The 25,596-nt window shown below is 62.7% G+C and carries 27 protein-coding genes; 16 read left to right on the forward strand and 11 right to left on the reverse strand.

Translation table 11 applies throughout. From position 1 onward, the window contains the following. Positions 1-14: 14 nt before the first annotated feature. Positions 15-317, reverse strand: coding sequence for a DUF1883 domain-containing protein (locus L1O02_RS13910; protein WP_016964155.1), 303 nt, complete (start codon positions 315-317; stop codon positions 15-17). Between the two features lie 211 nt (positions 318-528). On the opposite strand from L1O02_RS13910, the gene L1O02_RS13915 reads away from it, so the two are divergent. The 4 genes from L1O02_RS13915 (at position 529) to L1O02_RS13930 (ending at position 2,966) form a co-directional block, all read left to right on the forward strand. Beyond that, a complete protein-coding gene (locus L1O02_RS13915) occupies positions 529-879 on the forward strand; it encodes a hypothetical protein (protein WP_060839608.1) in 351 nt (116 codons plus the stop codon). A gap of 219 nt (positions 880-1,098) precedes the next feature. Then, complete coding sequence (locus L1O02_RS13920; protein ID WP_060843807.1) at positions 1,099-1,749, forward strand: c-type cytochrome; 651 nt, start codon at positions 1,099-1,101, stop codon at positions 1,747-1,749. Next, complete coding sequence (locus L1O02_RS13925; protein WP_060839606.1) at positions 1,746-2,666, forward strand: c-type cytochrome; 921 nt, start codon at positions 1,746-1,748, stop codon at positions 2,664-2,666. Before L1O02_RS13920 ends, L1O02_RS13925 begins: the two co-directional genes overlap by 4 nt. A 69-nt stretch (positions 2,667-2,735) precedes the next feature. Beyond that, positions 2,736-2,966: a hypothetical protein gene (locus L1O02_RS13930; protein WP_016964159.1), complete on the forward strand. Its 231-nt coding sequence runs from the start codon at positions 2,736-2,738 to the stop codon at positions 2,964-2,966. Between the two features lie 14 nt (positions 2,967-2,980). Here the strand turns inward: L1O02_RS13930 and L1O02_RS13935 are convergent, their stop codons facing one another. Further along, complete coding sequence (locus L1O02_RS13935; RefSeq protein ID WP_060841957.1) at positions 2,981-3,262, reverse strand: hypothetical protein; 282 nt, start codon at positions 3,260-3,262, stop codon at positions 2,981-2,983. A 462-nt stretch (positions 3,263-3,724) separates the two neighbouring features. Here L1O02_RS13935 and galU point away from each other — a divergent pair, with 462 nt between their 5' ends. Together galU and gorA are read left to right on the forward strand one after the other, a co-directional pair. After that, entirely contained in the window at positions 3,725-4,564 is an 840-nt protein-coding gene (gene galU, locus L1O02_RS13940; RefSeq protein WP_011061681.1) for a UTP--glucose-1-phosphate uridylyltransferase GalU, read from the forward strand. A 132-nt stretch (positions 4,565-4,696) separates the two neighbouring features. Then, positions 4,697-6,055, forward strand: coding sequence for a glutathione-disulfide reductase (gorA, locus tag L1O02_RS13945; protein WP_060843806.1), 1,359 nt, complete (start codon positions 4,697-4,699; stop codon positions 6,053-6,055). On the opposite strand, the gene L1O02_RS13950 is transcribed toward gorA, so the two are convergent. Beyond that, positions 6,056-7,063 (reverse strand): DNA-binding protein, encoded by a 1,008-nt coding sequence (locus tag L1O02_RS13950; RefSeq protein WP_235760095.1) that lies wholly within the window; start codon positions 7,061-7,063, stop codon positions 6,056-6,058. It abuts the gene before it with no gap. Positions 7,064-7,243: 180 nt separating this feature from the next. Here L1O02_RS13950 and L1O02_RS13955 point away from each other — a divergent pair, with 180 nt between their 5' ends. The 3 genes from L1O02_RS13955 to ahpF all read left to right on the forward strand — a co-directional run bounded on the left by L1O02_RS13955 (position 7,244) and on the right by ahpF (position 10,585). Beyond that, entirely contained in the window at positions 7,244-8,182 is a 939-nt protein-coding gene (locus tag L1O02_RS13955; protein WP_235760096.1) for a site-specific integrase, read from the forward strand. A 151-nt stretch (positions 8,183-8,333) separates the two neighbouring features. Continuing rightward, positions 8,334-8,897, forward strand: a complete 564-nt coding sequence (ahpC, locus tag L1O02_RS13960; protein WP_011061677.1) for an alkyl hydroperoxide reductase subunit C — start codon at positions 8,334-8,336, stop codon at positions 8,895-8,897. A gap of 122 nt (positions 8,898-9,019) precedes the next feature. After that, a complete protein-coding gene (gene ahpF / locus L1O02_RS13965; RefSeq protein ID WP_235760097.1) occupies positions 9,020-10,585 on the forward strand; it encodes an alkyl hydroperoxide reductase subunit F in 1,566 nt (521 codons plus the stop codon). Between the two features lie 159 nt (positions 10,586-10,744). Here the strand turns inward: ahpF and gloA are convergent, their stop codons facing one another. Continuing rightward, positions 10,745-11,266 (reverse strand): lactoylglutathione lyase, encoded by a 522-nt coding sequence (gloA, locus tag L1O02_RS13970; RefSeq protein WP_108545452.1) that lies wholly within the window; start codon positions 11,264-11,266, stop codon positions 10,745-10,747. A 199-nt stretch (positions 11,267-11,465) separates the two neighbouring features. On the opposite strand from gloA, the gene L1O02_RS13975 reads away from it, so the two are divergent. After that, positions 11,466-11,993 carry a DUF4946 domain-containing protein gene (locus L1O02_RS13975; protein WP_108545451.1) on the forward strand — a complete coding sequence of 176 codons (528 nt, stop codon included), beginning with the start codon at positions 11,466-11,468 and terminating at the stop codon, positions 11,991-11,993. 249 nt (positions 11,994-12,242) lie between these two features. On the opposite strand, the gene L1O02_RS13980 is transcribed toward L1O02_RS13975, so the two are convergent. From L1O02_RS13980 to L1O02_RS13990, 3 genes are all read right to left on the reverse strand, one after another. After that, entirely contained in the window at positions 12,243-12,608 is a 366-nt protein-coding gene (locus tag L1O02_RS13980) for a histone-like nucleoid-structuring protein, MvaT/MvaU family (protein ID WP_060839599.1), read from the reverse strand. Positions 12,609-12,852: 244 nt separating this feature from the next. Further along, on the reverse strand, positions 12,853-14,391 hold the full coding sequence (locus tag L1O02_RS13985) for an EAL domain-containing protein (protein ID WP_108545450.1): 1,539 nt from the start codon (positions 14,389-14,391) through the stop codon (positions 12,853-12,855). A gap of 81 nt (positions 14,392-14,472) precedes the next feature. Next, a complete protein-coding gene (locus tag L1O02_RS13990; RefSeq protein ID WP_108545449.1) occupies positions 14,473-15,366 on the reverse strand; it encodes a LysR family transcriptional regulator in 894 nt (297 codons plus the stop codon). An 85-nt stretch (positions 15,367-15,451) separates the two neighbouring features. On the opposite strand from L1O02_RS13990, the gene L1O02_RS13995 reads away from it, so the two are divergent. From L1O02_RS13995 to hpaR, 3 genes are all read left to right on the forward strand, one after another. Beyond that, entirely contained in the window at positions 15,452-16,408 is a 957-nt protein-coding gene (locus L1O02_RS13995) for an EamA family transporter (protein WP_235760098.1), read from the forward strand. 251 nt (positions 16,409-16,659) lie between these two features. Continuing rightward, a complete protein-coding gene (gene hppD / locus L1O02_RS14000) occupies positions 16,660-17,736 on the forward strand; it encodes a 4-hydroxyphenylpyruvate dioxygenase (protein WP_016968663.1) in 1,077 nt (358 codons plus the stop codon). A gap of 129 nt (positions 17,737-17,865) precedes the next feature. Further along, a complete protein-coding gene (hpaR, locus tag L1O02_RS14005; RefSeq protein WP_011061668.1) occupies positions 17,866-18,288 on the forward strand; it encodes a homoprotocatechuate degradation operon regulator HpaR in 423 nt (140 codons plus the stop codon). A 48-nt stretch (positions 18,289-18,336) separates the two neighbouring features. Here hpaR and rarD read toward each other — a convergent pair whose 3' ends face one another. From rarD to L1O02_RS14020, 3 genes are all read right to left on the reverse strand, one after another. Then, positions 18,337-19,218, reverse strand: a complete 882-nt coding sequence (rarD, locus tag L1O02_RS14010) for an EamA family transporter RarD (RefSeq protein WP_235760099.1) — start codon at positions 19,216-19,218, stop codon at positions 18,337-18,339. Positions 19,219-19,420: 202 nt separating this feature from the next. After that, a complete protein-coding gene (locus L1O02_RS14015; RefSeq protein ID WP_235760100.1) occupies positions 19,421-20,434 on the reverse strand; it encodes an aldo/keto reductase in 1,014 nt (337 codons plus the stop codon). A gap of 219 nt (positions 20,435-20,653) precedes the next feature. Beyond that, the gene (locus tag L1O02_RS14020; protein ID WP_235760101.1) at positions 20,654-21,556 is read right to left on the reverse strand and encodes a LysR family transcriptional regulator; all 903 of its coding nucleotides are present in this window, start codon (positions 21,554-21,556) and stop codon (positions 20,654-20,656) included. 100 nt (positions 21,557-21,656) lie between these two features. On the opposite strand from L1O02_RS14020, the gene L1O02_RS14025 reads away from it, so the two are divergent. Both L1O02_RS14025 and L1O02_RS14030 read left to right on the forward strand, forming a co-directional pair. Further along, positions 21,657-22,388, forward strand: a complete 732-nt coding sequence (locus L1O02_RS14025; RefSeq protein WP_108545445.1) for an SDR family oxidoreductase — start codon at positions 21,657-21,659, stop codon at positions 22,386-22,388. Beyond that, positions 22,385-22,795: a hypothetical protein gene (locus tag L1O02_RS14030; protein ID WP_060839591.1), complete on the forward strand. Its 411-nt coding sequence runs from the start codon at positions 22,385-22,387 to the stop codon at positions 22,793-22,795. The genes L1O02_RS14025 and L1O02_RS14030 overlap by 4 nt, the downstream gene beginning before the upstream one ends. 63 nt (positions 22,796-22,858) lie before the next feature. Here the strand turns inward: L1O02_RS14030 and L1O02_RS14035 are convergent, their stop codons facing one another. Beyond that, positions 22,859-24,169 carry an MFS transporter gene (locus tag L1O02_RS14035; RefSeq protein WP_108545444.1) on the reverse strand — a complete coding sequence of 437 codons (1,311 nt, stop codon included), beginning with the start codon at positions 24,167-24,169 and terminating at the stop codon, positions 22,859-22,861. Between the two features lie 155 nt (positions 24,170-24,324). Between L1O02_RS14035 and L1O02_RS14040 the strand changes: the two genes are divergently transcribed. Beyond that, positions 24,325-25,455 carry a sugar diacid recognition domain-containing protein gene (locus L1O02_RS14040; RefSeq protein WP_060839589.1) on the forward strand — a complete coding sequence of 377 codons (1,131 nt, stop codon included), beginning with the start codon at positions 24,325-24,327 and terminating at the stop codon, positions 25,453-25,455. The last annotated feature ends 141 nt before the right edge of the window (positions 25,456-25,596 follow it).

Genomic DNA, 25,596 nt, shown 5'->3' on the forward strand with positions numbered 1-25,596 from the left:
AGAAGGGCTGTGGCTTAACGCAGTTTCGAGCTGGAACGGCGAATGATGCGGATCGAGTGGCTCAGGTTCGGCTTGCGGGTCACGCTGATCGGGCGCCGGTTGACGGTGTCGATGGTGATGTTCCAGAAGCCGGTGCTGGGGGCGGTGATCTTCGCCGGAAACTTGTCGAAAGCGCCGCCGTGATAGGTGTGGCGGCCGCCATTCTTGAAACTGCGGAAGTTGGCGTCGCTCATCAGGCGAATGTTGCAGACCTGGGAGCATTCGATGACGACGATATCGTCTTCGTTCAGGTGCTCGCGCTGGTGGATGAATTTCATGGGCGCCTCCAGAAGGGCTATAGCTACAAAAAAACAAAACAGGTGCGTGGGCGATGGCGCAGTTTATCAGGCCCAACGGGGTATTATTCGGCCCCCGCGTCGGGGTTTGACAATTTAAAACAGTTATTTGGATTTTTATCGGCGATAAAGCCGTGCCTCCGGAGAAAAACAGCGCCGTTGCTGTCGGAGGGGCATTTATTGGAGGTTTGTTATGAAACGCTGGGTGTGGATTGTGCTGTTGGCCATCAGTGGCTGCGCGACGGTTTCGGACATCAACCAGACGCCGCCGACCCTGAGCGTCATCTCCGGCAAGAAGCCCCAGGAGTACGTCCAGTGCCTGAGCGGCAAGCTCTCCGGCAGTCGCGGTGCATTGCAGGTCGAGCCGCACAAGGACGGGTATCGGGTGATCGTGCCCCAGAGCCTGTCGTCGGCGCCGGCGGCGGTGTTCTACATCGATGAGCGCTCCGGGGGCAGCAGCATCAAGCTGCACGAACAGATGTCCAACAACCCCTTGCGTCCTCAGGACGTGCGCAAGGCGGGGGAGGCCTGCATCTCCGGTTGAGCGTCCAGGCCCAGGCGTGTCCTGGCCTGCCTTTCGCCGGTGCCTCAGGCGCTGGCCGGTTCAAACCTCCCTGCTGGGCCACGTCCGTTCGGCGCGACAGCGGCCTGCCTGCAGTGGCACAGGCAGCTGTTGCGCATTGTCGCTGTGGATCTATTGCCCTACTATTTGTGCGCTTATACCGGCTGGGTCTAAGCATATAACTAGAATAATGGAGTACATATGATCCCACTGGATCGGATGCTATTGAGTGGCCTGATGCTGCTGTTCATACAATCTGCCTCTGCCGCCGACGGCCAGAAGGTGTTCACCCAGGGTGGCGCCCAGCCAGGGGCCACGGCCTGTCTGGCTTGTCACGGTGCTGATGCAATGGGGCTGGCGCCTGCCGGCTTTCCGCGTCTGGCGGGGTTGCCGGCGGGCTACCTGGCCAAGCAGTTGCACGATTTTCGCAGCGGCGCCCGCAGCAACCCGGTGATGCAGCCCCTGGCCAAGGCTCTGAGCGAAGAGGAAATTGCCGCGGTCACCGCGACCCTGGCGGCCATGCCCGGACCACAGACCCCGCAGACCCACCGCAGCCAGAGCGCCAGCGGCGTTGGCGAGCGCCTGGCCCTGCGCGGTGCCTGGGAGCGTCAAGTACCCGAGTGCGTCAGCTGTCACGGACCGGGTGGTGTCGGTGTGGGCGTGGCATTTCCGCCGCTGGCCGGACAGCCCGCCAGTTACCTGGTGGCTCAGTTGAACGCCTGGCGCGACGGCACTCGTCACAACGATCCCAATGACCTGATGGGGCATGTCGCCAAATCCCTGACTGGCGACGAGGTCACGGCGGTGGCGGACTACTTTGCTCAATTGAAAACCCAGGAGGCGCGGCCATGAAACTATTGATTGCCGGGCCGTTGCTGGCGTTGCTCGCCGCCCAGGTACACGCCGCGGGCATTGCCATGGAAGATCAGTCGCAGATACCGGCGCCCAGCGCCTCGCCCCAGGCCGAGTATTTCAGGCCGCCCGCCGAAAGCGAGTTGCCGGACAATGCCTACGGCAAGCTGGTGCGCGAGGGCCATGCGCTGTTTGTCGACACCAAGCGCCGCGCGCCGCAATACGTGGGCAATGGACTCAATTGCAGCAACTGCCACCTCGATCAGGGGCGCCTGGCCAACTCCGCGCCGCTGTGGGGCGCGTATCCGATGTACCCCGCCTACCGCAAGAAGAACGACAAGGTGAACACCTTTGCCGAACGCTTGCAGGGCTGCTTTCAGTTCAGCATGAACGGTGGTCAGCCGCCGGCGGCCGACAGTCCGGAGATTACCGCGCTATCGGTGTATGCCTACTGGCTGGCGAGCAAGGCCCCGCTGGGTGTCGAACTGCCCGGCCGCGGCTATCCCGATGTGGCCCAGCCGGCCAAGGGGTATGACCTGAAGCAGGGGGCTGCGGTGTATCAGGCGCAATGCGCGGTCTGCCATGGTGAACAGGGGCAGGGGCAGAAGGTCGGGGCCGATTACGTCATGCCGCCGCTGTGGGGCAAGGACTCCTATAACTGGGGGGCGGGGATGCACCGGATCAATACGGCGGCGTCCTTCATCAAGCACAACATGCCCCTGGGCAAGGGCGGCAGCTTGAGCGATCAGCAGGCTTGGGACGTGGCGGCCTTCGTCAACAGTCATGAGCGACCTCAGGATCCGCGCCTGGTGGAGGGCTCGATCGAGAAGACCCGGGTCAAGTTTCACGCCAATGACGGGGTAAATTTGTACGGTCAGACCGTAGAAGGCGTGCTGATCGGCCAGGGCATCCGATAAACTAGCGCCTATCGTTACCGATGCCGCCTGGGCTCACGCCCTGGCGGCATCGTTTTTTTGGGAGAGAGCATGAAGCGGGAACACGTCAGGGAAAAGCATGCAGAGGGCTCGATCTCTGCCACCCATGTGATCCAGAACCCGGCCAATTCCGGGGAATGGATCGTGTTCTTCAAGAAAAGCGCCGGGCGCAGCTATTTTCTGGTGGATGACAGCGACGAGGTGGAGTCCTTTGCCCGCCTCGACGACTTGATCGAAACCATTCGTGGCCTGGGCATCAAGTTCGCCGAAATTCATATGTAGCGGGCGTCCGTGCGCTACTTGCAGACCACCACCACGCTGCGGCTCTTGTAGTTGCCGACATCGACGCCCAGGGTCTTGTCGCTTTCCTTGGGGGCCGGGGTGCCTTCGGTGCTGACGATCCGATAGCCGGTACCGGCGCAGGAAGCATCGGCTTTTTCATAGCAGCTGGCCCAGGAGCCGGCCTCTCCGGAGCAATCGATGCTCAGGCCCTGCTCGCCATTGGCCAGGTAAGTATTGGAGGCGGTGGCGCATCCGCTCAGAGCCAGTACCGCGGTAACTGCGAGAAGCTTGTTCATGGGGGTTTCGTCGTCTGCAGAGGAGGGGATCTTGGGGCTGTGCATCAGTGTGGCGATGCTATAGCCAATGGCCATTTCGGTACAGCGCATCCCTTTAGTCCGCCGCCGCTGCTGAAAAGTGCCGTTGCTCGATAGGCGGGATATTCCGCAAGCAGCCCAGGGAGTGGCTGATGGCGATTGACGGTGCCATCAGTCGCGCCTGGCATGGGCTTTAGGAGGGGGTTTCGGATCGCTGCGGCCGTGTGTTGCCCGGTGCCTGGGTGCGGCGTGCAGGCGCCGGATTTCAAGGCCTGCGGGGGGATGGACGTTTACCTTGAGCGCTAACTGATGGATGCTACGGAACTATCTGGCGCTTTATTTCTCTATGATGGCAGCGGTTAGCCAGCGCGGGGCATTGTAAGGTGCACGCCGCCTGATTAGACTGCGCCGAAACTCGCACGCACAGCCTTTTTAAGGACTCATATGATCAAGAAATGCTTGTTCCCAGCAGCCGGTTACGGTACTCGCTTCCTGCCAGCGACTAAAGCCATGCCTAAAGAAATGCTGCCGGTGGTGAACAAGCCACTGATCCAGTACGGCGTTGAAGAAGCGCTGGATGCCGGATTGAATGAAATCTCCATCGTGACCGGCCGTGGCAAGCGCGCCCTCGAAGACCACTTCGACATCAGTTACGAGTTGGAAAACCAGATCAAGGGCACCGACAAGGAGAAATACCTGGTCGGTATCCGCAAACTGCTGGACGAGTGCTCGTTCTCCTACACTCGCCAGACTGAAATGAAAGGCCTGGGCCACGCGATCCTGACCGGCCGCCCACTGATCGGTGACGAGCCCTTCGCCGTGGTGCTGGCGGACGACCTGTGCGTCAACCTCGAAGGCGACGGCGTCCTGACCCAGATGGTCAAACTGTACAAGCAGTTCCGCTGCTCGATCGTGGCCATTCAGGAAGTCGACCCGCAGGAAACCAACAAGTACGGCGTGATCGCCGGCGAGATGATCCGCGACGACATCTACCGCGTCCACAGCATGGTCGAGAAGCCAAAGCCGGAAGATGCGCCGTCGAACCTGGCGATCATCGGTCGTTACATCCTGACTCCGGACATCTTCGACCTGATCGAGCAGACCGAGCCGGGCAAGGGGGGTGAAATCCAGATCACCGACGCCCTGATGAAGCAGGCGCAGAACGGCTGTGTAATGGCCTACAAGTTCAAGGGCAAGCGTTTCGACTGCGGTGGCGCCGAGGGCTACATCGACGCGACCAACTTCTGCTTCGAGAACTTCTACAAGACCGGCAAGGCTTACTGATAGTCGCTGCATGGGTTTGTCGGAAAAAGCCACCTTCGGGTGGCTTTTTCATTGGGCGCCCTTATGTCAATCCACTGCGCTGACCCGATCGCCATCTGCGGTTATGCTTGTCAGCCTGCCTGGGAGAGTGAAATGGCCTACGATTTTGATCTTTATGTAATTGGCGCCGGTTCCGGCGGTGTGCGTTGTGCACGCTTTGCGGCGGGCTTCGGCGCGAAAGTTGCGGTGGCCGAAAGCCGCTATCTGGGCGGTACCTGCGTCAACGTCGGGTGTGTGCCGAAAAAGCTGCTGGTGTACGGCGCACACTTTGCCGAAGACTTCGAGCAAGCGTCGGGTTTCGGTTGGTCCCTCGGCGAGGCCCATTTCGATTGGGCGACCTTGATTGCCAACAAGGACCGCGAAATCAATCGTCTCAACGGCATCTACCGCAATCTGCTGGTCAACAGCGGCGTGACCCTGCACGAAGGCCACGCCAAGCTGATCGATCCGCATCAGGTGGAGGTCAATGGCCAGCGCTACACCGCCAAGCACATTCTGATTGCCACTGGCGGCTGGCCGCAGATTCCGGACATCCCGGGGCGCGAGCATGCCATCAGCTCCAATGAGGCCTTCTTCCTCAAGGCGTTGCCCAAGCGCGTGCTGGTGGTGGGCGGTGGTTACATCGCGGTGGAATTTGCCGGGATCTTCCACGGTCTGGGCGCCGACACCCAGCTGCTGTATCGCGGTGATCTGTTCCTGCGCGGCTTTGACGGTGCGGTGCGCAAGCACTTGCAGGAAGAGCTGACCAAGCGGGGCTTGGGGCTGCAGTTCAATGCGGACATCGAGCGTATCGACAAGCAGGCCGACGGCAGTCTTGAGGTCACGCTCAAGGATGGTCGCAAGCTGGTCGCCGACTGCGTGTTCTACGCCACCGGGCGTAGGCCGATGCTCGACAACCTGGGCCTGGAGAACACCGGGGTCAAACTCGACAAGCGTGGCTTTATCGAGGTGGATGAGCAGTACCAGAGCAGCGAGCCATCGATCCTGGCAATTGGCGATGTGATCGGCCGGGTGCAATTGACCCCGGTGGCCCTGGCCGAAGGCATGGCCGTGGCTCGGCGCCTGTTCAAGCCCGAGCAGTACCGCCCGGTGGATTACCGGATGATCCCTACGGCGGTGTTCAGCCTGCCGAATATCGGCACTGTCGGCCTGACCGAAGAGCAGGCGCGGGAAGCGGGGCACAAGGTGCAGATCTTCGAAAGCCGGTTCCGGCCGATGAAGCTGACCCTGACCGACTGCCAGGAACGCACCCTGATGAAGCTGGTGGTGGATGCCGACAGCGACAAAGTGCTGGGCTGCCACATGGTCGGTCCGGACGCCGGTGAAATCGTCCAGGGGCTGGCGATTGCTCTGAAGGCCGGTGCGACCAAGCGTGACTTCGACGAAACCATCGGCGTGCACCCGACCGCCGCCGAAGAGTTCGTCACCATGCGTACGCCTGTCGCCGACTGATCAGGAGTCGGCTTTCTTGCCTGCCTTCGCCTTGCTGGCGGAGGCCAGGCGCAGCGCCTCGAGGCCGGCCTCGGCCTTGGCGGCGCGCAATTCCATCTCCTTGCTCAGACGAGTCTGCTCATCGGCTCTTTCCCTGAGTGCCTGCATCTCCTCCGAAGCCACTCGCAGGCGTTCCTGCAGCAGGGTGCTGGCGCTGTCCAGGCGTGTCAGTTGCTCGCGCAATTGTGCCTGCTGGGTTGCACCCTTGCTGGCGGCTTCCTGGGCTTGCACAAGCTCCTTGTGGCTGGCCCGTTGCTCGCCGAGCAGGCGTTCGTTGTCGCGATGCAGTTGAGTGATTTCGTCCTGGCGAACCAGGGCGCTCTGCTGGGCTTGCCGCAGTTCGGCCTGCAGCTGCTGTAGCTGGCCCTCGTGGCGGCGATGCTCCTGCTCGCGCTGTTCCTTGCTGGCGGCGCGATAGTGTTCCAGGGCGTCCCGGGCGTGCAGGTGCTTGTCTTCCAGGGAGCGGATCTGCTGCTCCTTGTCTTCCAGGCGTAGGTCGTAGTCCTTCAGTGCCTGGTTGAGCTCGGCATTGCGGGTCTGTTCGCTCTGCAGCATCGAACGCGTGTCTTGCAGTGCGGCACTTTCAACGGCCAGGGCGCTGGCCTGGATCTGCAGTTGCTGTTGCAGCTGCTCCTCTGTGCGCCGGGCTTGCTCCAGCTGTTGCTCGAATGCCTGCTTCTGCTGTTCGGAGTGGGCGAGGGCCTGTTCCAGGGGTTCCCGGGCTTGCTCCTTAAGGCGCTGCGCCAGCCGCCCGACCAGTTCGCCAAGTTCCTCGTCCAGCGCTACCGGGCCGGCCTCCCGGCGAGTGCTGCCATCGTCGAGCTCCTTCAGGTAGCGGTGGATGGTGGTTTTTGAGCCGGTATTGCCCATTTCTATGCGTACTGCGTCGATGCTCGGGTGTTCGCCGCGGGCAAGAATCGCCTGGCGCGCCTTTTTCACCACCGCTTTGTTAATGCCTCCGCGAGCCATGTGTCCTCCGACGATTTAATACTGTGATACGTGGTATGTAATTATCGATAATTGTACAGGTAGAAAGACGCATCCGATAGCGTAAATTTGACATTGGATATTGTAGTATTACCCCGTGTGACAGGCGCGGCGGTCGGTTTTCGTCCCTGGTCGCCGTACATTTGCCTCAGTGGAGCTGCCATGAGTGAGCTGGATCGTTACCTGCAAGCCGCCACCCGCGATAACACCCGCCGCAGTTATCGGGCGGCCATCGAGCACTTCGAGGTGCAGTGGGGCGGATTCCTGCCGGCCACCGCGGACAGCGTGGCCCGCTACCTGGTGGCCTATGCCGGTGAACTGTCGATCAATACCTTGAAGTTGCGCCTCTCGGCCCTGGCCCAATGGCACAACAGCCAGGGCTTTGCCGACCCGACCAAGGCGCCGGTGGTGCGTCAGGTGTTCAAGGGGATTCGCGCGGTGCACCCGGTTCGCGAAAAACAGGCCGAGCCGTTGCAGTTGCGGCACCTGGAGCGGGTGATTGCCTGGCTCGATGGCGAGGCAGCGGCGGCCCGCGGCGACGGACGTCAGGCTGATCTGTTGCGGGCGCTGCGCGATCGGGCGTTGATCCTGCTGGGTTTCTGGCGAGGCTTTCGCAGTGATGAGCTGTGCCGCCTGCAGATCGAGCATGTGCAGGCCAGCGCCGGATCCGGCATCAGCCTTTATGTGCCGCGCAGCAAGAGCGACCGCGACAACCTTGGTCGCACCTATCACACGCCGGCCTTGCAGCGCCTGTGTCCGGTGCAGGCCTACATCGAATGGATCAATGCCGCGGCCCTGGTTCGCGGCCCGGTGTTTCGCGCGATCGATCGCTGGGGCCACCTGGGTGAGCAGGGCTTGCACGCCAATAGCGTGATTCCCCTGTTGCGCCAGGCCCTGGAGCGCGCCGGCATCGCCGCCGAGCATTACACCAGTCACTCCCTGCGCCGGGGCTTTGCCACCTGGGCGCATCGCAGCGGTTGGGACCTGAAGTCGCTGATGAGCTATGTCGGCTGGAAGGACATGAAGTCCGCCATGCGTTACCTGGAGGTCAATCCATTCATGGGCATGGCGCGCATCGACGAGAAACCTGTGCGCCAGTGATCAAAGGTTTCTTCTATCAATACGGTAGCCTTATAGCCAAAACCAATCGTTGGCATCAGGTTTGCCAATGAGCCAAGCGGCGACTGATTGGCTAGGATTCTCCCCATCAAGTTTTCACCCAACGTTTTCAACCACTGATGGAGAGTCAACGATGCCTATCATCAACAGCCAAGTTAAACCGTTCAAAGCCACCGCATTCAAAAACGGCGCATTCGTCGAAGTGTCGGACGCTGATCTGAAAGGCAAATGGTCCGTCGTATTCTTCTACCCGGCTGACTTCACCTTCGTCTGCCCGACCGAGCTGGAAGACCTGGCCGACAACTACGCCGAATTCCAGAAACTGGGCGTTGAGATCTACAGCGTTTCCACCGATACCCACTTTGCCCACGCTGCCTGGCACAACACTTCGCCAGCCATCGGCAAGATCCAGTACACCATGATCGGCGACCCGACCCTGGCCATCTCGCGCAACTTCGATGTGCTGATCGAAGAAGCCGGTCTGGCTGATCGTGGCACCTTCGTGATCAACCCTGAAGGCCAGATCAAGATCGTTGAAATCAACGATGGCGGCGTAGGTCGTGACGCTTCCGAGCTGCTGCGCAAGATCAAGGCCGCTCAGTACGTTGCCGCGCACCCGGGTGAAGTCTGCCCAGCCAAGTGGAAAGAAGGCGAGGCCACCCTGGCTCCGTCCCTGGACCTGGTCGGCAAGATCTAAATCCATGCTTCATTCAAGGGCGGTCATCCGCACTTAAGTCAGCCGCACCGCCCTCAAATAACGCCCGGGCGAGATTCGCTCGGGCGTTGTTTTTTATACCGAATCAATAGGAAATCGCCCGTATGTTGGACGCCAATCTTAAAGCTCAGTTGAAGTCATACCTGGAACGGGTCACCCAGCCGATCGAGATCGTCGCCTCCCTCGACGACGGTGCGAAATCCCAGGAAATGCTCGCGTTACTCAAAGACATTGTCAGTCTTTCCAACCAGATTACCTTGCTCGACAACGGCACCGATGCGCGCAAGCCATCGTTCTCGTTGAATCGCCCGGGGAGTGATATCAGCCTGCGTTTCGCCGGTATTCCCATGGGGCACGAATTCACTTCCCTGGTGCTGGCCCTGTTGCAAGTAGGCGGGCACCCCTCCAAAGCCAGCGCTGAAGTGATCGAGCAGATCCGCTCGCTCAAGGGCGAGTTCAACTTCGAGACCTATTTCTCGCTGTCCTGCCAGAACTGCCCGGACGTGGTCCAGGCGCTGAACCTGATGGCGGTGCTCAACCCCAACATCCGCCACGTGGCCATTGACGGCGCGCTGTTCCAGGCCGAAGTCGATGAGCGCAAGGTGATGGCGGTGCCGAGCATCTACCTCAACGGTGTGAACTTCGGCCAGGGACGCATGGGCCTGGAGGAAATCCTCGCCAAGCTCGACACCGGTGCGATGCAGAAGCAGGCGCAGAAGCTCAGCGCCAAAGAGGCCTTTGATGTACTGGTGGTCGGCGGTGGACCGGCCGGGGCGTCGGCCGCCATTTACGCCGCTCGCAAAGGCATACGTACCGGGGTTGCCGCCGAGCGTTTCGGCGGCCAGGTACTGGACACCATGGCCATCGAGAACTTTGTCTCGGTGCAAGAGACCGAAGGGCCGAAACTGGCGGCGGCGCTGGAGGAGCACGTCAAGCAGTACGACGTCGACATCATGAACCTGCAGCGTGCCAGCGCCCTGGTGCCGGCCAAGGAGGTCGGCGGCCTGCACGAGGTCCAGTTCGAAAGCGGTGCCAGCCTCAAGGCCAAGTCGGTGATCCTGGCCACCGGTGCCCGCTGGCGTGAAATGGGCGTGCCCGGCGAGCAGGAATACAAGGCCAAGGGCGTGTGCTTCTGCCCGCACTGCGACGGTCCGCTGTTTAAAGGTAAGCGCGTGGCGGTGATTGGTGGCGGCAACTCCGGCGTCGAAGCGGCCATCGATCTGGCGGGTATCGTCAGCCACGTGACCCTGCTTGAGTTCGACAGCAAACTGCGGGCCGATGCGGTGTTGCAGCGCAAGCTCTACAGCCTGCCCAACGTCAAGGTCATCACCAGCGCCCTGACCAGTGAAGTCAAGGGCGACGGGCAGAAGGTCACCGGCCTGGTGTACAAGGATCGCGATTCGGGCGAGTTCCACACGGTGGACCTGGAAGGCATCTTCGTGCAGATCGGCTTGCTGCCCAACACCGACTGGCTCAAGGGCACCGTCGAGTTGTCGCCCCGTGGCGAGATCATTGTCGATGCCCGTGGCGAGACTTCGCTGCCGGGGGTGTTCGCCGCCGGAGACGTGACCACCGTGCCGTACAAGCAGATCGTGATCGCGGTGGGCGAGGGCGCCAAGGCCTCTCTGAGTGCCTTCGATCACCTGATCCGCACTTCAGCCCCGGCATAAGCCCGCAGTGGAAACACAAAACCCCATGAGCCTTCGCTCATGGGGTTTTTTATTGGCGTTTTGCAGGGTGGGGCGCTTGCGTGTCACGGAGCAGGCCCTTGGGCCTGCTCCGTGCTCTACCAGGCCTTCGCTGGCGAGCCAGCGCCTGTGTAACCCGGGTTACAGCGGGGTGGGCTGGATGATCTCGACCCAGTAGCCGTCCGGGTCCTTGATGAAGGCCAGGCTCTTCATGCGGCCGTCGCTCAGGCGTTTTTGAAAGTCGCAGCCCAGGGCTTCGAAGCGTTCGCAGGCGGCAACGACGTCAGGGACCGAGATGCAGATGTGGCCAAAGCCCCGCGGGTCGCTGTTGCCGTTGTGGTAGACGAAGTCCGGATCGTTTTCGGTGCCATGGTTGTGGGTCAGTTCAAGGACGCCGGGGATGGCGTTCATCCACTGGGTACGGGCCGCGGCGTCCGCCGGGATCTGCGCCTTGTCCACCAGGGCGAGGAAGTACAGGCTGAACTCGGCTTCGGGAAAGTCGCGTTTCTCCAGCAGGGAGAAGCCCAGGACCCGGGTGTAGAAATCCAGGGAGCGGGTGATGTCCTTGACCCGCAACATGGTGTGGTTGAACACGAAGCGTGCGGTCGCCGCATCCGGTTGGGCGGTCACGCCGGGGAAAGTGTTGAGTTGTTCGAGGCTCATGGGCCCTCCAGGAAAAAGTGCGGCAAAGGTTGTGGGCGAAGGCGAACCGGCCCTTGGCTGGCAAGGGTTCAGGCGTCGTTGGGATCGGGCAATGATACGCAACCGGACGCCATGACGCCAAACCCAAAGCTCCTGATCTATTGCCCATTCCTGGCGTCGGGCTCAGACTTCCAGGCCCGTTTCCCTGGTGTGCAAATCCATGATCGAATCGTTCAACCCCCGGGTCGCGGCCCTGTTTGTGCTGGCGTTTGCCGGCTTTGTCCAGGCCGCGCCACAAGTCGCCTGGCCGCAAGGCTGGACGGTGGAGCCGGTGCCTGCGCAGGAGGGCGATCCGGCGGCCGAGGTTTCCCGTCAGCGGGCGGTGAAAAACGATGCCGCCGGCAATCCGCAGATGGTCATGGAGTTGACCATGACGCAAGTCGACAGCGGGCATGTAGTCAATCTTCAGGGGGTATTACTGGAGATGCGCAAATCCGTGCAGAAGGACTTTGCCCGAGGCGGTTATCAGAGTGTCTGTAACAAGATTCATGCGGCACAGTTGAGTCGGCTGCAAGCCCTGGAGACCACTTGCACCATTACCCAGAATGGCCGGCATGTGCTGTCGCAAACATTGGTGGCCGCTGTGGATGGGAATAAGGCTTATGTACTTTCATACGCCGGCCAGGCACAGGCTTATGCTGATAGTCGGGACGAAATATTAGCTGTACGAAATAGCCTTAAACTTTGAGGAAAATTCTGAAGCTGCCGGTTTGCTTTCTCAGGTCGAGGGTGGGTTAGCGGAAAGGTATTAAGTCTGAAGTTGTAGTGAGGCTGTTGTTGCAAGGCACAATCCCCGGCGGGCTTGCAGTCGTCGCGTGCGGTGAAAATGCCGGCCATCGGTGCTGAAGGCGGTCTTAGATGCAAGTCGTAATAAGAATATTCTTATCAATGTAAAAAGCCCTGCATATGCAGGGCCTTTTTCAGGTGGCGGCTTTGTTCAAGCGCGCAGCCAGGAATCCACAGTGGCGGCGCCATACTGTTCTTTCCAGGCTTTCAGGCCGCGATGGTTGCCGCCTTTGGTTTCAATCAGTTCGCCGGTGTGCGGGTTCTGATAAACCTTGACCACTCGTGCGCGCCGCTGTTTAGGGGCGTTGGCCGGAGGCAGGCCGGTTTTGCCCAGGTTTGGATCAAGGATTGCGATGATGTCACGCAGACTCTTGTCATAGGACTTCATCAGGGCCTGGAGCTTCTCTTCGAACTCGATTTCCTTTTTGAGTCCGGCGTCATTCTTCAGGGATTCAAGCTGCGCGAGCTGTTCTTGAAGTGCTTTTTCTGCAGCACGAAATTCAGCAAGTCTGGACAATATCTTCACTCCAATAGTCTATTTTGGCTGATACAAACCACAAACAAAGCTATAAGCCATGAGCCGATTAAGGTTCGATTAAGTGGCCTACCTGTGAATCATGAACAGGCGTGAAAAATTGTAGTAGTTAATGACGGCGGAGTAAATCAGGTTGTTCTTGTTTGCCTCGGTATTGGCTGAATGATTCAAATTGCTGCAGCTTGCGAGTTGTCAATTCGAGTACTTGTTGTTCTGGTATGGCTATTTAATGGCGCGCTAGAACGGCAACAAATTCACTACTGGGCATCGGTCGGCCAAATAAATAACCCTGTAGGAAATCTACCCCTTGGGCGACCAGATAGTCGCGCTGTTCGGTGGTTTCTACGCCTTCGGCGACTATACCCAGATCGAGTTTGGCCGAGAGTTGGATAATGCTGTCGAGTATATGCAGGGACAGGGCATCGGCACCGATCATGGCCACGAAGCTTTGATCAATCTTCAAGTAGTCGACATTGAACTGGCGCAGATAAGCCAGGCTGGAATGCCCGGTGCCGAAGTCGTCGATGGCGATCATCACGCCCAGTTCGTGCAGGGCGGCAAACAGCTGCTGGGTGATGGCCGTGGGTTTGATCAACTCGCGCTCGGTCAGCTCCAGCACCAGAATCACCTTGCCCGGCGCAAAGGCCGCGAGGAAATCCCGACAGTCGTCCAGCAACTGCAGATCGTTGCAATGACTGGCCGTGATGTTGATGCCGATATGAAAGCCGTCGCTGAAGTGCCTGGCGTGGGGAGCCAGGGCTTTCCGGGTCTGCTGCATCAGCGAGCGGGTCATGGGCACGATCAGCCCCGAATGCTCGGCGAAGGGAATGAACAGATCAGGACGCACCAGCCCTTCCTTGGGGTGTTGCCAGCGCATCAGCACTTCAATCCCGGCCCATTGCAGGCTGTCGCCGCGCACCACTGGCTGGAAATAGGCAATGAACTCCTGGGCGTCCAGCGCCCGGCGCAGCTCCTGGCTGGGGGAGGCGGAGCGCTTCTGCAGCCAGTGGGCGAGGACGCCGGTGGCGGCGCCGAGGAACACCAGCAGGCCAAATAGCGCCGGGTACTGGCTTTTCATGTAGTGCCAGACATCCCCTGGGGGAAAGCCGGCGCTGACGCTGTAGGGATAGCGCGCCGAGGTCAGGTGCTGGCTGGCCACCGCCGCCTGGGGCGCAGCACCCGCGTGGACCTGGCCGTCGCTGGACAGCCAGTGCGCCCCCACCTGCAACTGCAGGTCGGCAAAGCGGCTGATCAGGCGCAGGGCGTTGGCCAGGTGGTAGCCGTCGATGGTGGCCAGGACCGCGCGCTCGCCCTCGCTCCAGCGGTAGATCAGCAACGCCGTATTGGGCGTGATGGGGTTGCCGTCCATCAGCCAGAGTCGGCCATCCACATAATCCTGGGGATCGAGGGGCACCGCGTAACTGCCCAGCAACGAGCTGCAATAGTTGCTGTTGCGCCACACCAGATTGGTCGAGCGCACGAAGGGCCGGCGCGTGACCTGATCACGCAGGGCCAGTTGCCGTGCGGCGTCGCAATCCTGGCCCACCAGGGGCAGCAGCGCCTTGGCGGCGATATCGGTGTTGTCCAGCATCAGGTCGAATTGGCGAATGGCTTCTTCGGCGGTTTCCAGGCTGCTGCGCTCCAGGGTTCGCTCAGCCTGGGCATAGAGGATGACGGCGCCCAGCGCAATCGGCAGGACAATGGCCAGCAAGGTCCAGAGGGTACGGGTCGAGCGTTTCAGTGGACCTTTGGCGGTCAAGGGCATGGATCGGACCTGTGGCAGAGGAGGGGAGGCTTGAGAATCCGACCGTGGCCGCGGGCGCGACGCTCTTGTGGCGTGTTTCGATCACCGCAGGATAGACGGCTTTGTCTGACCATACAGGCGTTGCGCGTGACCAATGAAGGCCAGGGTCGCCGGCGACGACTGGCGCTGATCGAGCACGGCAATCCCCACCTGGCGCCGCACCGCTGGCGCCAGGGCCCGGCTGACATAACGGGCATCGATGGCCGCAGGCAGGGACAGCTCGGCCAGGATACTCACGGCCTCGCCCCGGGCCACGGTTTCCAGGGTGCTGAGCAACTGCGAGCTGCGGTAGCGGATGTTGGGGCGCAAGCCGGCACCGACGAACAAGCGTGACACCAGTTCCGCCGAACCGGCCTCGGTCAGCACGAAGGGGTCGTGACACAGCTGATCCAGGCGCACCTGCCGCTCCCGGGCCAGGGCATGGGCCGCGGGAATCAGCGCCACCAGTTGGTCCTCCAGCAGGGGGAAGGTGTCGAAACGCTCCTCGGGCAGCACCACGAAACCCAGGTCGATCCGCCGTTCTTCCAGCCATTGCAGGACCTGGCGGTCCGGCCCCTCGTCGATATGCACCTCGATTCCGGGATACGCCTTGCGGTACTCCCCAAGGATCTGCGGCAACAGGCGCGTGGAGGAGGTGGGACCGAACGAACCGATGCGCAGGGTGCCGCGCTTCATGCCTCGGGCATCGGCGGCCTCCTGTTCCAGGGTCACGGCCAGCCCCAGCATGGCCCGGGCCCGCAGCAGGAGCTGGCGCCCGATGTCGGTGAGTTCGACCTGGGCTTGATGGCGGCGGAACAGCTCCACCCCCAGTTCCTGCTCCAGGGACTTGATGGCGTGGGATACCGCCGACTGGCTGATGCCCAGGCGCGTGGCGGCGCTGGTGAAACCGGCAAGCTCGGCCACCCGGGAAAAGATTTCCAGTTGGGTCAGGGTCATGAGTAAAAGCTCATTTTACGATGATCGATCATTAGACAAAGAATTGCCCGGCGGCACAAATCCACCGGCACAGAGCGTCACGACCATGAGCGACAGCAGTATCAACGGCCCCTTGGCGGCCAACCACGGGGACCTGGCGGTCTATTGCAGACTGGCGGCGGTGACCATGATCTGGGGCGGCACCTTTGTCGCCGGCCGCTATCTGGCTGGCGCCCTTTCCCCCTTGCTCCTGGCCAGCCTGCGCTTCGCGCTCGCCAGCCTGGCCTTGCTCGGCTGCATGGCCGCGGCCGGCATTCCTCTGGTGCGTCCCAGCCTGCGCCAATTCGGCCAACTGGCGGTGCTGGGGTTTTGCGGCATCTTTTTCTGCAACCTGTGCTTCTTCGTCGGCCTGCAACAGGTCAGTGCCTCCCGCGCTTCGCTGATCGTGGCGCTGAATCCGGCGGTGATCGCCCTGGGCGCCTGGGCCCTGTTCAAGGAGCGCCTGAGCCGGCGCCAATTGCTGGGCATCCTGCTGTGCCTGAGTGGCACCGCGCTGGTGATCTGCAGCCGGGATCCGGCGGCCCTGGAGTCCCCGGCCGGCGGCTGGCAGGGCGACTTGCTGATCCTCGGCTGTGTTCTGGGCTGGGGCCTGTACTCGCTGCTGTCCCGGGACCTCAACCAGCGCCTGGGCCCCTTGCAGACCGTCACCTACTCGATCCTGCTGGGCACCCTGATGCTGTGCGGCGCGACCTGGCTGCGTGGCGAGTTCGACCTGACGGCCATCGCCCGGCTGAACTCGGTCCAGGGCCTGAGCCTGCTGTACCTGGGGGTGCTGGGCTCGGCGCTGGCCTACATCGGCTACTACGACGGGTTGCGGCGCATCGGCGCCACCCGTGCCGGGGTGTTCATCGCCCTCAACCCGCTGACCGCGGTGATGCTCGGTGCGCTGCTCTTGGGCGAGCCGTTGAGCCTGATGATGGGGCTGGGCGGGGTGCTGATTCTGGGCGGCATCTATCAGTGCAACAAACCCCTTGCGGGCCGGGCAAAAAAGGCGATTTTATAGAGAATGCGGACAAAGGCTTTTACGCTGTGTAGAATCCGGTTACGCATACAATAATAAAGTCTTCTGGCAGCAGAAGCCTCGCCCCCCAGCCTGTAAGACAGGGTCGAAATGAAGATTCTCGGGTTTCAACTGATCTACGGTGACTTCCTTGCCCGCAGCGTGCGAGGCATCTCCTGTGCGCCACCGGCCTTCCTCAGCATTGATAGCAACTAACGATCCGTTAATTCTAAAAATATGATGAGGCGCCAACCATGGCAGATATCTTCGAAAACCCAATGGGCCTGATGGGCTTTGAATTCATCGAATTCGCATCGCCCACCCCCAACACCCTCGAACCGATCTTCGAGATCATGGGTTTCACCAAAGTCGCGACCCATCGTTCAAAAGACGTGCATCTGTATCGCCAGGGTGCGATCAATCTGATCCTCAACAACGAACCCCACAGCGTCGCCTCGTACTTCGCCGCCGAACACGGCCCGTCGGTGTGCGGCATGGCGTTCCGGGTCAAGGATTCGCAGAAGGCCTACAAGCGTGCCCTGGAACTGGGCGCCCAGCCGATTCACATTGAAACCGGCCCGATGGAGCTGAACCTGCCGGCGATCAAGGGCATCGGCGGCGCGCCGCTGTACCTGATCGACCGTTTCGGCGAAGGCAGCTCGATCTATGACATCGACTTCGTGTTCCTCGAAGGCGTGGACCGCAACCCACAAGGCGCGGGCCTGAAGATCATCGACCACCTGACCCACAACGTGTACCGCGGCCGCATGGCCTACTGGGCCGGTTTCTACGAGAAGCTGTTCAACTTCCGCGAGATCCGCTACTTCGACATCAAGGGCGAATACACCGGCCTGACCTCCAAGGCCATGACCGCCCCGGACGGCATGATCCGCATCCCGCTGAACGAGGAATCGTCCAAGGGCGCCGGGCAGATCGAAGAGTTCCTGATGCAGTTCAACGGCGAGGGCATCCAGCACGTGGCCTTCCTCACCGACGACCTGGTCAAGACCTGGGACGCGCTGAAGAAGATCGGCATGCGCTTCATGACCGCGCCGCCGGACACCTACTACGAGATGCTCGAAGGCCGCCTGCCGAACCACGGCGAGCCGGTCAAGGAACTGCAAGCCCGAGGCATCCTGCTGGACGGTTCTTCGGAAGCCGGCGACAAGCGCCTGCTGCTGCAGATCTTCTCGGAAACCCTGATGGGGCCGGTGTTCTTCGAATTCATCCAGCGTAAAGGTGACGACGGTTTCGGTGAAGGCAACTTCAAGGCACTGTTCGAATCGATCGAACGCGACCAGGTGCGTCGCGGAGTACTGGCCACCGAGTAACCCTCGGCCGGCTTGAACTCAGAGCCCGATCAGGCCCCGCCTGATCGGGCTTTGTTTTGCCTGTCGGCTGGCGATTGTGAATGTGTTAATGTTCGCGCCTCTGTTTCCCAGCCCTCGACCGACGCCTTGATGAACACACCCAGACCTTCCCTGACCCTGACCCTGTTGCAGGCCCGTGAGGCCGCCATGGCGTTTTTCCGCCCCTCGCTGAACCAGCACGACCTGACCGAGCAGCAGTGGCGGGTGATCCGCATCCTGCGCCAGAACGGCGAGCTGGAGAGCCACCAGCTGGCGAAGATGGCCTGCATCCTGCCGCCGAGCATGACCGGGGTACTGACCCGCCTGGAGCGCGACCAGTACGTCAGCCGCCGCAAGTCGCCGGAAGACCAGCGCCGCTTGTTCATCACCCTGACCGACAAGGGCCAGGCCTGTTTCGAGTCCATGAGCGGCGACATGGAAATCAACTACCAGAAGATCCAGCAGCAATTTGGCGAAGACAAGATGCAGGCCTTGCTGGCCCTGCTCAATGAGCTCAAGCAGATCAAGCCCTGAACCCCGACGACGCCCGAAGGCCCGTTCGGGCCAACGCGGGCGCGTCCGTCAGATGCGGCGTTGGCGCATCAGGTGCTTGACCCCTTCAAGCACCAGCACCAGCACCGCCAGCCAGACCGGTATGTAGGTCAGCCATTCCCCGGCCTTGATGCTTTCCCCCAGCAGCAACGCGACAAACAGCAGCAACACCGGTTCCACGTAGCTGAGCAGGCCGAACAGGCTGAAGGCCAGCAAGCGGCTGGCAATGACATAACACGCCAGCGCCGAAGCGCTGATCACCCCCAGCAGGGGAATCAGCAGGTACAGGCCGGGGTGGCTGTCGACCACGGCAAATCCCTGTTCGCCGCCTTGCACAAACCACAGTGCCACCGGGATCAGCAGCGCCATGTCCAGCCACAGGCCGCCCAGATGATCGGTGCCCAGGCGCCGGCGCAGGACGAAATACACCGGGTAGCCCAAAGCCACCACCAGGGTCGCCCAGGAAAAACTGCCCACTTGATACAGCTCGTTGAGCACCCCGAAGCAGGCCAGCAGCGTGGCGACTTTCTGCAAGCGCGACAGACGCTCGCCATACACGATGCGTCCGGTCAGGACCATGGTCAGCGGCAGCAGGAAATAGCCCAGGGACACATCCAGGCTGTAGCCGTTGAGCGGCGCCCACATGAACAGCCAGAGCTGCACCCCCACCAGGACCGACGACAGCAGCAACACCAGGCTCAGCAGCGGTTTGCCTGCCACCTGGCGCAGCACTTGGCCGACCCGGTGCCACTCGCCACTGAAGATCATGAACAGGGTCATGCAGGGCAGGGTCAGCAGCATGCGCCAGCCGAAGATCTCCACCCCGGTCAGGGGCGCCAGCAGCGAGGTGTAGAAATACATGACGGCAAACAGCACCGACGCCAGGACCGATAACGCAATACCTTTAGACACACTGTCCTCGTAATACCCGAACGCTCGGGACACATAGAAATAAGGGCGCAGAAGCGAGGGGCAATATAGAGGGTCAGGCGCGAGTTTTTTGCTCTGATTGCGCCATCGTGGCGGGAATTTTTCTCGTTTATGGCCAAGGTGCAACACGGCCGGTCGAGCCCGAGGCCGGTGGCGCGCGCCTTTGCGTCGCCACCGGCGTCATTCAGCCCAAGTGCGGAAAACGACCCGAGACGAAGTGGCCGACGTCATTGAAGCCCGGGGTCGAGGCATGCCCCGGACTCACCAGGGAGTCGATGAAGGCTTCGTCCTCGGCGCTGATCTGCACCGCCAGGGCCCGGGTGTAGGCATCCCACTGGGCCTCGGTGCGCGGACCGACGATGGCCGAGCTCACCGCCTGGTTGTTCAAGACCCAGGCGATGGCGAATTCGACGATATCGACGCCGCGGCCCCGGGCGTGGGCCTGGATCTGCTGGGCGATGCGCAGGGACTCCACCCGCCATTCGGTTTCCAGGATGCGCTTGTCCTGACGCCCGGCGCGGCTGCCGCTGTCCGGGGCCACATCCGGGGCGTACTTGCCGCTGAGCACACCCCGCGCCAGCGGGCTGTAAGGCACCACGCCCAGGCCATAGGCCTTGGCCGCGGTGATCTGCTCGGCCTCGGCCTGACGGTTGACGATGTTGTACAGCGGCTGGCTGATCACCGGGCGGTCCACCCCCAGCTGGTCGGCGAGGCGAACCGCCTCGGCGATCCGCCAGCCCCGGTAGTTGGACAGGCCCCAGTAGCGGATCTTGCCCTGGCGCAGCAGGTCGCCGATGGCCGAGATGCTCACGTCCAGCGGGGTGTTGTGGTCCTCGCGGTGCAGGTAGTAGATGTCCAGGTAGTCGGTGCCCAGGCGGGTCAGGCTGGCCTCGATGCCGTTGAAGATGTGCTTGCGGCTCAAGCCGCTGCGGTTGGGCAGGCCGTCCACCGGGCCGAACCCCACCTTGGACGCCAGCACCCACTCATGGCGGTGGCGGGCGATGGCTTCACCGACGATCTCCTCGGAGCGGCCCTGGGTGTAGACGTCCGCGGTGTCGATGAAATTGATCCCCTGGTCCCACGCCTTGTCGATGATGCGCAGCGAGTCTTCGGTGCTGGTCTGCTCGCCGAACATCATGGTGCCCAGGGTCAGGGTGGAAACCTTGAGACCGGAATGGCCGAGGATGCGATAGCTCATGGGCGAAATCCTTGTGCTAGAGGGGTGGCCGGGGCATTTCCGGCCAGGCTGGGCGCCCATCAAATACCACAACACCGGCCTTGCGCAATGCCTGAATGGCGCCTCCTCGCCGGGGCCGGCTTTTCGGCAAAGAGGCCCGTGAGATCACCTGCGAGGACATTGCGTAGGAGCCGGCTTGCCGGCGAACCGCGCAGCCGCCAGCCGCCCCCGGACTGGCGCTCAACACGGGCACAGCGCCCGACAGCGCTGCAACACAAAGCCATGCAGCAGCCGCACCCGCTCCGATACCTGCAAGCGATGGGGGCACAGCAGGTTGAAGGGCGTCAGTTCCCCTTGCCAGTCGTCGAGCAGCGGCACTAGGCGCCCGGCGCGAATGTCCTCGGCCACATCCAGCCGGGCCTTGTAGACGATGCCGTGGCCGGCCAGGGCCCAGCGCCGGGCCACTTCGCCGTCGTCGCACAGGTAGTCGCCGCGCACCGGCACCTCGCGGGTGTCGGCGCCACGGCTGAAGCGCCAGCTGTCATAGGGCCGATCGTTGCGCAGGTAGAGCAGGGCGCTGTGGTGCGACAGATCCTCGGGCGACCGCGGGGTGCCGCAGCGGGCCAGATAGGCCGGGCTGGCGCAGGCCACGCGCCGATGCTCGGGAAGGATCGGCAGGGCCACCAGGCTCGAATCCTCGGGCACGCCAAAGCGCAGGGCCACATCCACGGCATCGCGGAACAGGTCGGCGCGGCGATCGTTGAGCCGCAGCTGCAGGCGCAGTTGCGGGTGTTCGGCCTTGAAGTCGTCAAGCCAGGGCAGCAGCGCGTTGCGCCCGAAATCCGAGGGCGCCGACAGTTGCAGCACCCCGCTCAGGCCCTGGCTCTGCTGCTTGAGCGCCTGCTCGCCGTCCTCCAGGGTGGCCAGGGCCAGGCGCACGCTGTCCAGATAGCGCCGGCCTTCCTCGGTCAGGCGCATGCTGCGGGTGGAACGGGCCAGCAAGCGGCTGCCGAGGCGGGTTTCCAGACGTTTGAGAGCGATGCTGGCGGCGGCCGCGGTCAGGCCCAGGGAGCGGGCGGCGGCGGAAAGGCTGCCGGAGTCGGCGGTGCGCACGAAGATTTCCAGGTCGAGGATCGAGCTCATTAATAAAAATCCTTTAAAGATCTTTGCGTTTTAGCGGTATTTTTCCTCGATTGGCAAGCTGGGAAGATGCAATCACTTTCAATCGCAACAGGTGATCGCAATGACTCTTTCCAACTCAAGCGTGGCCGGGCAGACCGTGGTGGTGATCGGCGCCGGCAGCGGCATTGGCGCCGCGGTGGCCCGTCAGGCCGCTGAACGGGGTGCCCGGGTGGTGCTGGCCGGGCGCAGCCTCGATGCCCTGCAGCGCCAGCAGGCGCAGTTGCCGGCATCGGCCCACAGCCTCGTCGTGGATATCACCGATGCCGCCAGCGTCCGCGATCTGTTCAGCAGCGTGGGGGCCTTTGACCATCTGGTGATCAGTGCCGGTCCGGCGATCACCGCCAAGCCCCTGGCCGACACCGATCTGCTGGAGGCCCAGCGGGCGTTCGAGGTGAAGTTCTGGGGCGTGTGGCGCGCGGTCCAGGCGGCGCTGCCCCATCTGGCGCCCCACGGCAGCATCAGCCTGACCTCGGGCCTGCTGTCGCGCAAAATGGTCCCCGGGCAGGTGCTCAAGACCACCCTCAATGCCGCCCTCGAAGCCCTGGGCAAGCACCTGGCCAAGGAGCTGGCGCCACGTCGGGTGAATGTCATCAGCCCCGGGGTCACCGCCACCGAAGCCTATGCCGGGATGTCCGAGGAGGCTCGTCAGGCGATGTTCGCGCGCACGGCCGCCAGCCTGCCGGTGGGCCGTGTCGGCCAGCCGGACGACATCGCCGCGGCCTTTATCCTGGCCATGGAAAACGGTTTTATCAGCGGCAGCCTGATCGACGTCGATGGCGGTGGCCTGCTGTGAACTGGCGCTTCGACCACCTGGCGTTCAACGTCGCCGAGGGCGAGGCGTTGCAGGCGGCGTTCGCCAACTTGCTGGGGCTGCAAAGGGGACGGCGCCCGCCGTTTCCCTTTCCCGGGCGCTGGCTGTATCAGGACCGGCAGGCGCTGGTCCACGTCATCGAGCAGGCCGATAGCCCCGAGCCGCAACTGAGCCATATCGCCTTCAGCACCCAGGAGGCGGCCGAAGCGGTATTGCGGCGGGTGCAAGCCAGTGGCCTGGAGCATCAAGTGGCGCAGGTGCCGGAAGACGGCATCTGGCAGATCTTCGTCCGTCTGCCCGGGGGGCTGGTGCTGGAGCTGGATGCTCCGGCGGCGGGGGCATTGACCATCAGTCACGATTACACCCGGCACGCCGGTGCGCCGGACTGACGCCGGCGCTGAAAAAAGCCCGTTCCAGCCTGGGCTCGAACGGGCTTTTGGCGTTGCCGCGGCTCAGCGGTTCAGGGTGCGGGTCATGCGCAGGGCCAGCAGGCTGCCGCCGACAATGACCGCCGCCAGCAGGTACAACGCGGCATCGGTGGAGCCGGTGCTGTCCTTGACCCAACCGACCAGGTAGGGGCTGAGAAAGCCGGCCATCTGGCCCATGGAGTTGATCAGCGCCAGGCCGCCGGCCGCCGCGCCGGCACTGAGCAGGGCCGTGGGCACCGGCCAGAACATCGGCAGGCCGGTGAGGGCGCCCATGGTGGCGAGGGTCAGGCCGAGGATGGCCAGGGCCGGGTTGGTGGCAAAATTCACCGCGATCAGCAGGCCCACGGCGCCCATCAGCATCGGTACGACAAGGTGCCAGCGGCGCTCCTTGCGCAGATCCGCCGAGCGCCCCACCAGCAGCATGAACACCGCCGCCAGCAGGTAGGGAATGGCGCTCAGCCAACCGATCACCAGGTTGTCGGCAAAGCCCAGGTTCTTGATGATCGACGGCAGCCAGAAGTTGATCGCGTAGACCCCGCTCTGGATGCAGAAATAGATCAGGCCGAAGGCCCAGATCGCCGGGTTATTGAACACCGCGGCCAGGGAGTCGCTGGCGGTTTTCGGCTGGTTGGCGGCGTCGCTGGCCTGGTCGGCGGCCAGCACTGCGCGTTCAGCGGGTGTCAGCCACTTGGCGTGGGTGAAGCTGTCGCTGAGCAGGAAGAACGCCAGGGCGCCCAGTACCACCGTGGGAATGCCCTGCAGCAGGAACATCCACTGCCAGCCGGCGAGGCCGCCTTGCCCGGCGGCGAAATGGTTGAGGATCCAGCCGGAGAACGGGCTGCCGAGCAAGCCGGACACCGGGATCGCCGACATGAACAGGGCCATGATCCGGCCCCGGCGAAAGGTCGGGAACCACTGCGAGAGGTACAGCACCACCCCGGGGAAGAACCCGGCTTCGGCGGCCCCGGTGAACAGGCGCAGGGTATAGAACTGGGTCGGCGTGGTGACGAACAGCAGGCAGGTGGACAGGGTGCCCCAGGTGATCATCATCAGCGCGATCCAGCGCCGCGGGCCGAACCGGTTCAGCGCCAGGTTGCTCGGCACGCCGCACAGCACGTAGCCGATGAAGAAGATCCCGGCCCCCAGGCCGTAGACCGTCTCGCTGAACTTCAGGGCGTCGAGCATCTGCAGCTTGGCAAAGCCGACGTTGACCCGGTCGAGGTAGTTGAACAGGTAGCAGACGAAAATGAAGGGGATCAGGCGCAGGGTGATGCGCTTGTAGACGGCGTTCTTGTCGTCAGCCTGGGCCAGTGGGACAGCGGCGCTCTGTGACATGGTGTGTCTCTCTTTATTATGATTTTTCGCGGTGCAAGGGTAACGTTGACCGCCCCGAGAGTCTCGGTCACGCCGCGGTCGCTGTCTTTGTGCCGGCGCACAGCGATTGGCCACGGCCCCTGTGCCACTGAACAATGTCCAAGGATCCTCTCCCTATGTTCGAACTCGATCATGACCTGGCGCAGGACATCGTCGACCGCGCGATGGCCATCCTGCCCTACAACGTCAACGTCATGGACAGCCAGGGCCTGATCCTCGGCAGTGGCGAGCCGGAGCGGATCAACACCCGGCATGAAGGCGCGCAACTGGTGCTGGCCAACGGTCGGGTGGTGGAGATCGACGCGCCCACCGCGCAGCGGCTCAAGGGCGTGCAACCGGGAATCAATCTGCCGCTGCTGCACGACCAGCGGCTGATCGGGGTGCTGGGCATCACCGGCGATCCGGCCTTGCTGCGTACCTACGCCGAACTGGTGCGCATGACCGCCGAGATGCTGGTGGGCCAGCGTCACCAGCAGGCCGAGCAGCAATGGCGGCGCCAGCGTTGCGACGATCTGCTGGCCCTGCTCCTGAGCGACGGCGGCGACTCCCCGCGCCTGGTGGACGAAGCCCGGCAGATGGGCCTCAAGCCGCAACTGGCGCGCACGCCCTACCTGTTCGAACTGGCGCCGGAACAGCCCGTGGGGCAGGGCGTCGAGACCCTCAGCGCCTGGCTGATGAGCCGCTACCCGGACAGCTGGTGCGTCAGTTCGTCGAAGACTTCCCTGCTCTGGTGTCGCCCGGCGAACCTCGGCCTGGACAACCCGCGGCTGCTGGAGAAACTCGACGGTCAGGGCTGGAACATCCTGCGGGTCGCCGTGGGCGGGCAGGCCGATGGCCTGGCCGGATTGCGCCGTTGCTATCGCCGGGTCAGCGACCTGCTGGCCTACGGCCGCGACCTGCTGCCGGACTCGCGCCTGCTGACCCTCAACCGCTACCGCCTGCCGGTGATGCTCTGGCGCCACCGCAACGACGACGCCCTGGACGAATTGCTGACCCCGTTGCGCAAGGTGCTGGCCAAGGACAGCAACGGCCAGTTGCTGGCGACCCTGCGCAGCTGGTGCGACCACGATGGCCAGAGCCAGGCCTGCGCCGACGCCCTGGGCATCCACCGCAACAGCCTGCGCTACCGCATGGAGCGCATCGCCGAACTCAGCGGCGTCGACCCCTTGCGCCTGGACGGCATGCTGGCCCTGTACCTGGGGGTGCAATTGCTGCCCCCCAACACGGCTCAACACAACCCCCTGTAGCCGCTGCCGAGCTTCAGCGAGGCTGCGCAAAGGCCCGCAGGGCCTTGCTTGGCAATCTCCAGTCAAACCTGCATCGCCTTCAAGACCCTCGCGAGCGCTACGCGCCCGTTCGCAGACTGCGGCAGCGGTTTCAACGCTAGG

Origin of the sequence: Pseudomonas sp. BC42, assembly GCF_021560055.1 — a bacterium.
Taxonomy (GTDB): Bacteria; Pseudomonadota; Gammaproteobacteria; order Pseudomonadales; family Pseudomonadaceae; genus Aquipseudomonas.

Excerpts from the sequence above, each read along its gene's own strand:
- ahpF (WP_235760097.1), top strand. The coding sequence starts at position 9,020 with ATGTTGGACGCCAATCTTAAAGCTCAGTTGAAGTCATACCTGGAACGG.
- L1O02_RS14020 (WP_235760101.1), bottom strand. The coding sequence starts at position 21,556 with ATGAGCTCGATCCTCGACCTGGAAATCTTCGTGCGCACCGCCGACTCC.
- hpaR (WP_011061668.1), top strand. The coding sequence starts at position 17,866 with ATGAACACACCCAGACCTTCCCTGACCCTGACCCTGTTGCAGGCCCGT.
- hppD (WP_016968663.1), top strand. The coding sequence starts at position 16,660 with ATGGCAGATATCTTCGAAAACCCAATGGGCCTGATGGGCTTTGAATTC.
- L1O02_RS14015 (WP_235760100.1), bottom strand. The coding sequence starts at position 20,434 with ATGAGCTATCGCATCCTCGGCCATTCCGGTCTCAAGGTTTCCACCCTG.
- L1O02_RS13920 (WP_060843807.1), top strand. The coding sequence starts at position 1,099 with ATGATCCCACTGGATCGGATGCTATTGAGTGGCCTGATGCTGCTGTTC.
- L1O02_RS13985 (WP_108545450.1), bottom strand. The coding sequence starts at position 14,391 with ATGCCCTTGACCGCCAAAGGTCCACTGAAACGCTCGACCCGTACCCTC.
- L1O02_RS13930 (WP_016964159.1), top strand. The coding sequence starts at position 2,736 with ATGAAGCGGGAACACGTCAGGGAAAAGCATGCAGAGGGCTCGATCTCT.
- gloA (WP_108545452.1), bottom strand. The coding sequence starts at position 11,266 with ATGAGCCTCGAACAACTCAACACTTTCCCCGGCGTGACCGCCCAACCG.
- L1O02_RS13990 (WP_108545449.1), bottom strand. The coding sequence starts at position 15,366 with ATGACCCTGACCCAACTGGAAATCTTTTCCCGGGTGGCCGAGCTTGCC.
- L1O02_RS13975 (WP_108545451.1), top strand. The coding sequence starts at position 11,466 with ATGATCGAATCGTTCAACCCCCGGGTCGCGGCCCTGTTTGTGCTGGCG.
- L1O02_RS13925 (WP_060839606.1), top strand. The coding sequence starts at position 1,746 with ATGAAACTATTGATTGCCGGGCCGTTGCTGGCGTTGCTCGCCGCCCAG.
- galU (WP_011061681.1), top strand. The coding sequence starts at position 3,725 with ATGATCAAGAAATGCTTGTTCCCAGCAGCCGGTTACGGTACTCGCTTC.
- L1O02_RS13915 (WP_060839608.1), top strand. The coding sequence starts at position 529 with ATGAAACGCTGGGTGTGGATTGTGCTGTTGGCCATCAGTGGCTGCGCG.
- L1O02_RS14040 (WP_060839589.1), top strand. The coding sequence starts at position 24,325 with ATGTTCGAACTCGATCATGACCTGGCGCAGGACATCGTCGACCGCGCG.
- L1O02_RS14035 (WP_108545444.1), bottom strand. The coding sequence starts at position 24,169 with ATGTCACAGAGCGCCGCTGTCCCACTGGCCCAGGCTGACGACAAGAAC.
- ahpC (WP_011061677.1), top strand. The coding sequence starts at position 8,334 with ATGCCTATCATCAACAGCCAAGTTAAACCGTTCAAAGCCACCGCATTC.
- L1O02_RS13935 (WP_060841957.1), bottom strand. The coding sequence starts at position 3,262 with ATGAACAAGCTTCTCGCAGTTACCGCGGTACTGGCTCTGAGCGGATGC.
- L1O02_RS13910 (WP_016964155.1), bottom strand. The coding sequence starts at position 317 with ATGAAATTCATCCACCAGCGCGAGCACCTGAACGAAGACGATATCGTC.
- L1O02_RS14025 (WP_108545445.1), top strand. The coding sequence starts at position 21,657 with ATGACTCTTTCCAACTCAAGCGTGGCCGGGCAGACCGTGGTGGTGATC.
- L1O02_RS13950 (WP_235760095.1), bottom strand. The coding sequence starts at position 7,063 with ATGGCTCGCGGAGGCATTAACAAAGCGGTGGTGAAAAAGGCGCGCCAG.
- L1O02_RS13995 (WP_235760098.1), top strand. The coding sequence starts at position 15,452 with ATGAGCGACAGCAGTATCAACGGCCCCTTGGCGGCCAACCACGGGGAC.
- L1O02_RS13955 (WP_235760096.1), top strand. The coding sequence starts at position 7,244 with ATGAGTGAGCTGGATCGTTACCTGCAAGCCGCCACCCGCGATAACACC.
- gorA (WP_060843806.1), top strand. The coding sequence starts at position 4,697 with ATGGCCTACGATTTTGATCTTTATGTAATTGGCGCCGGTTCCGGCGGT.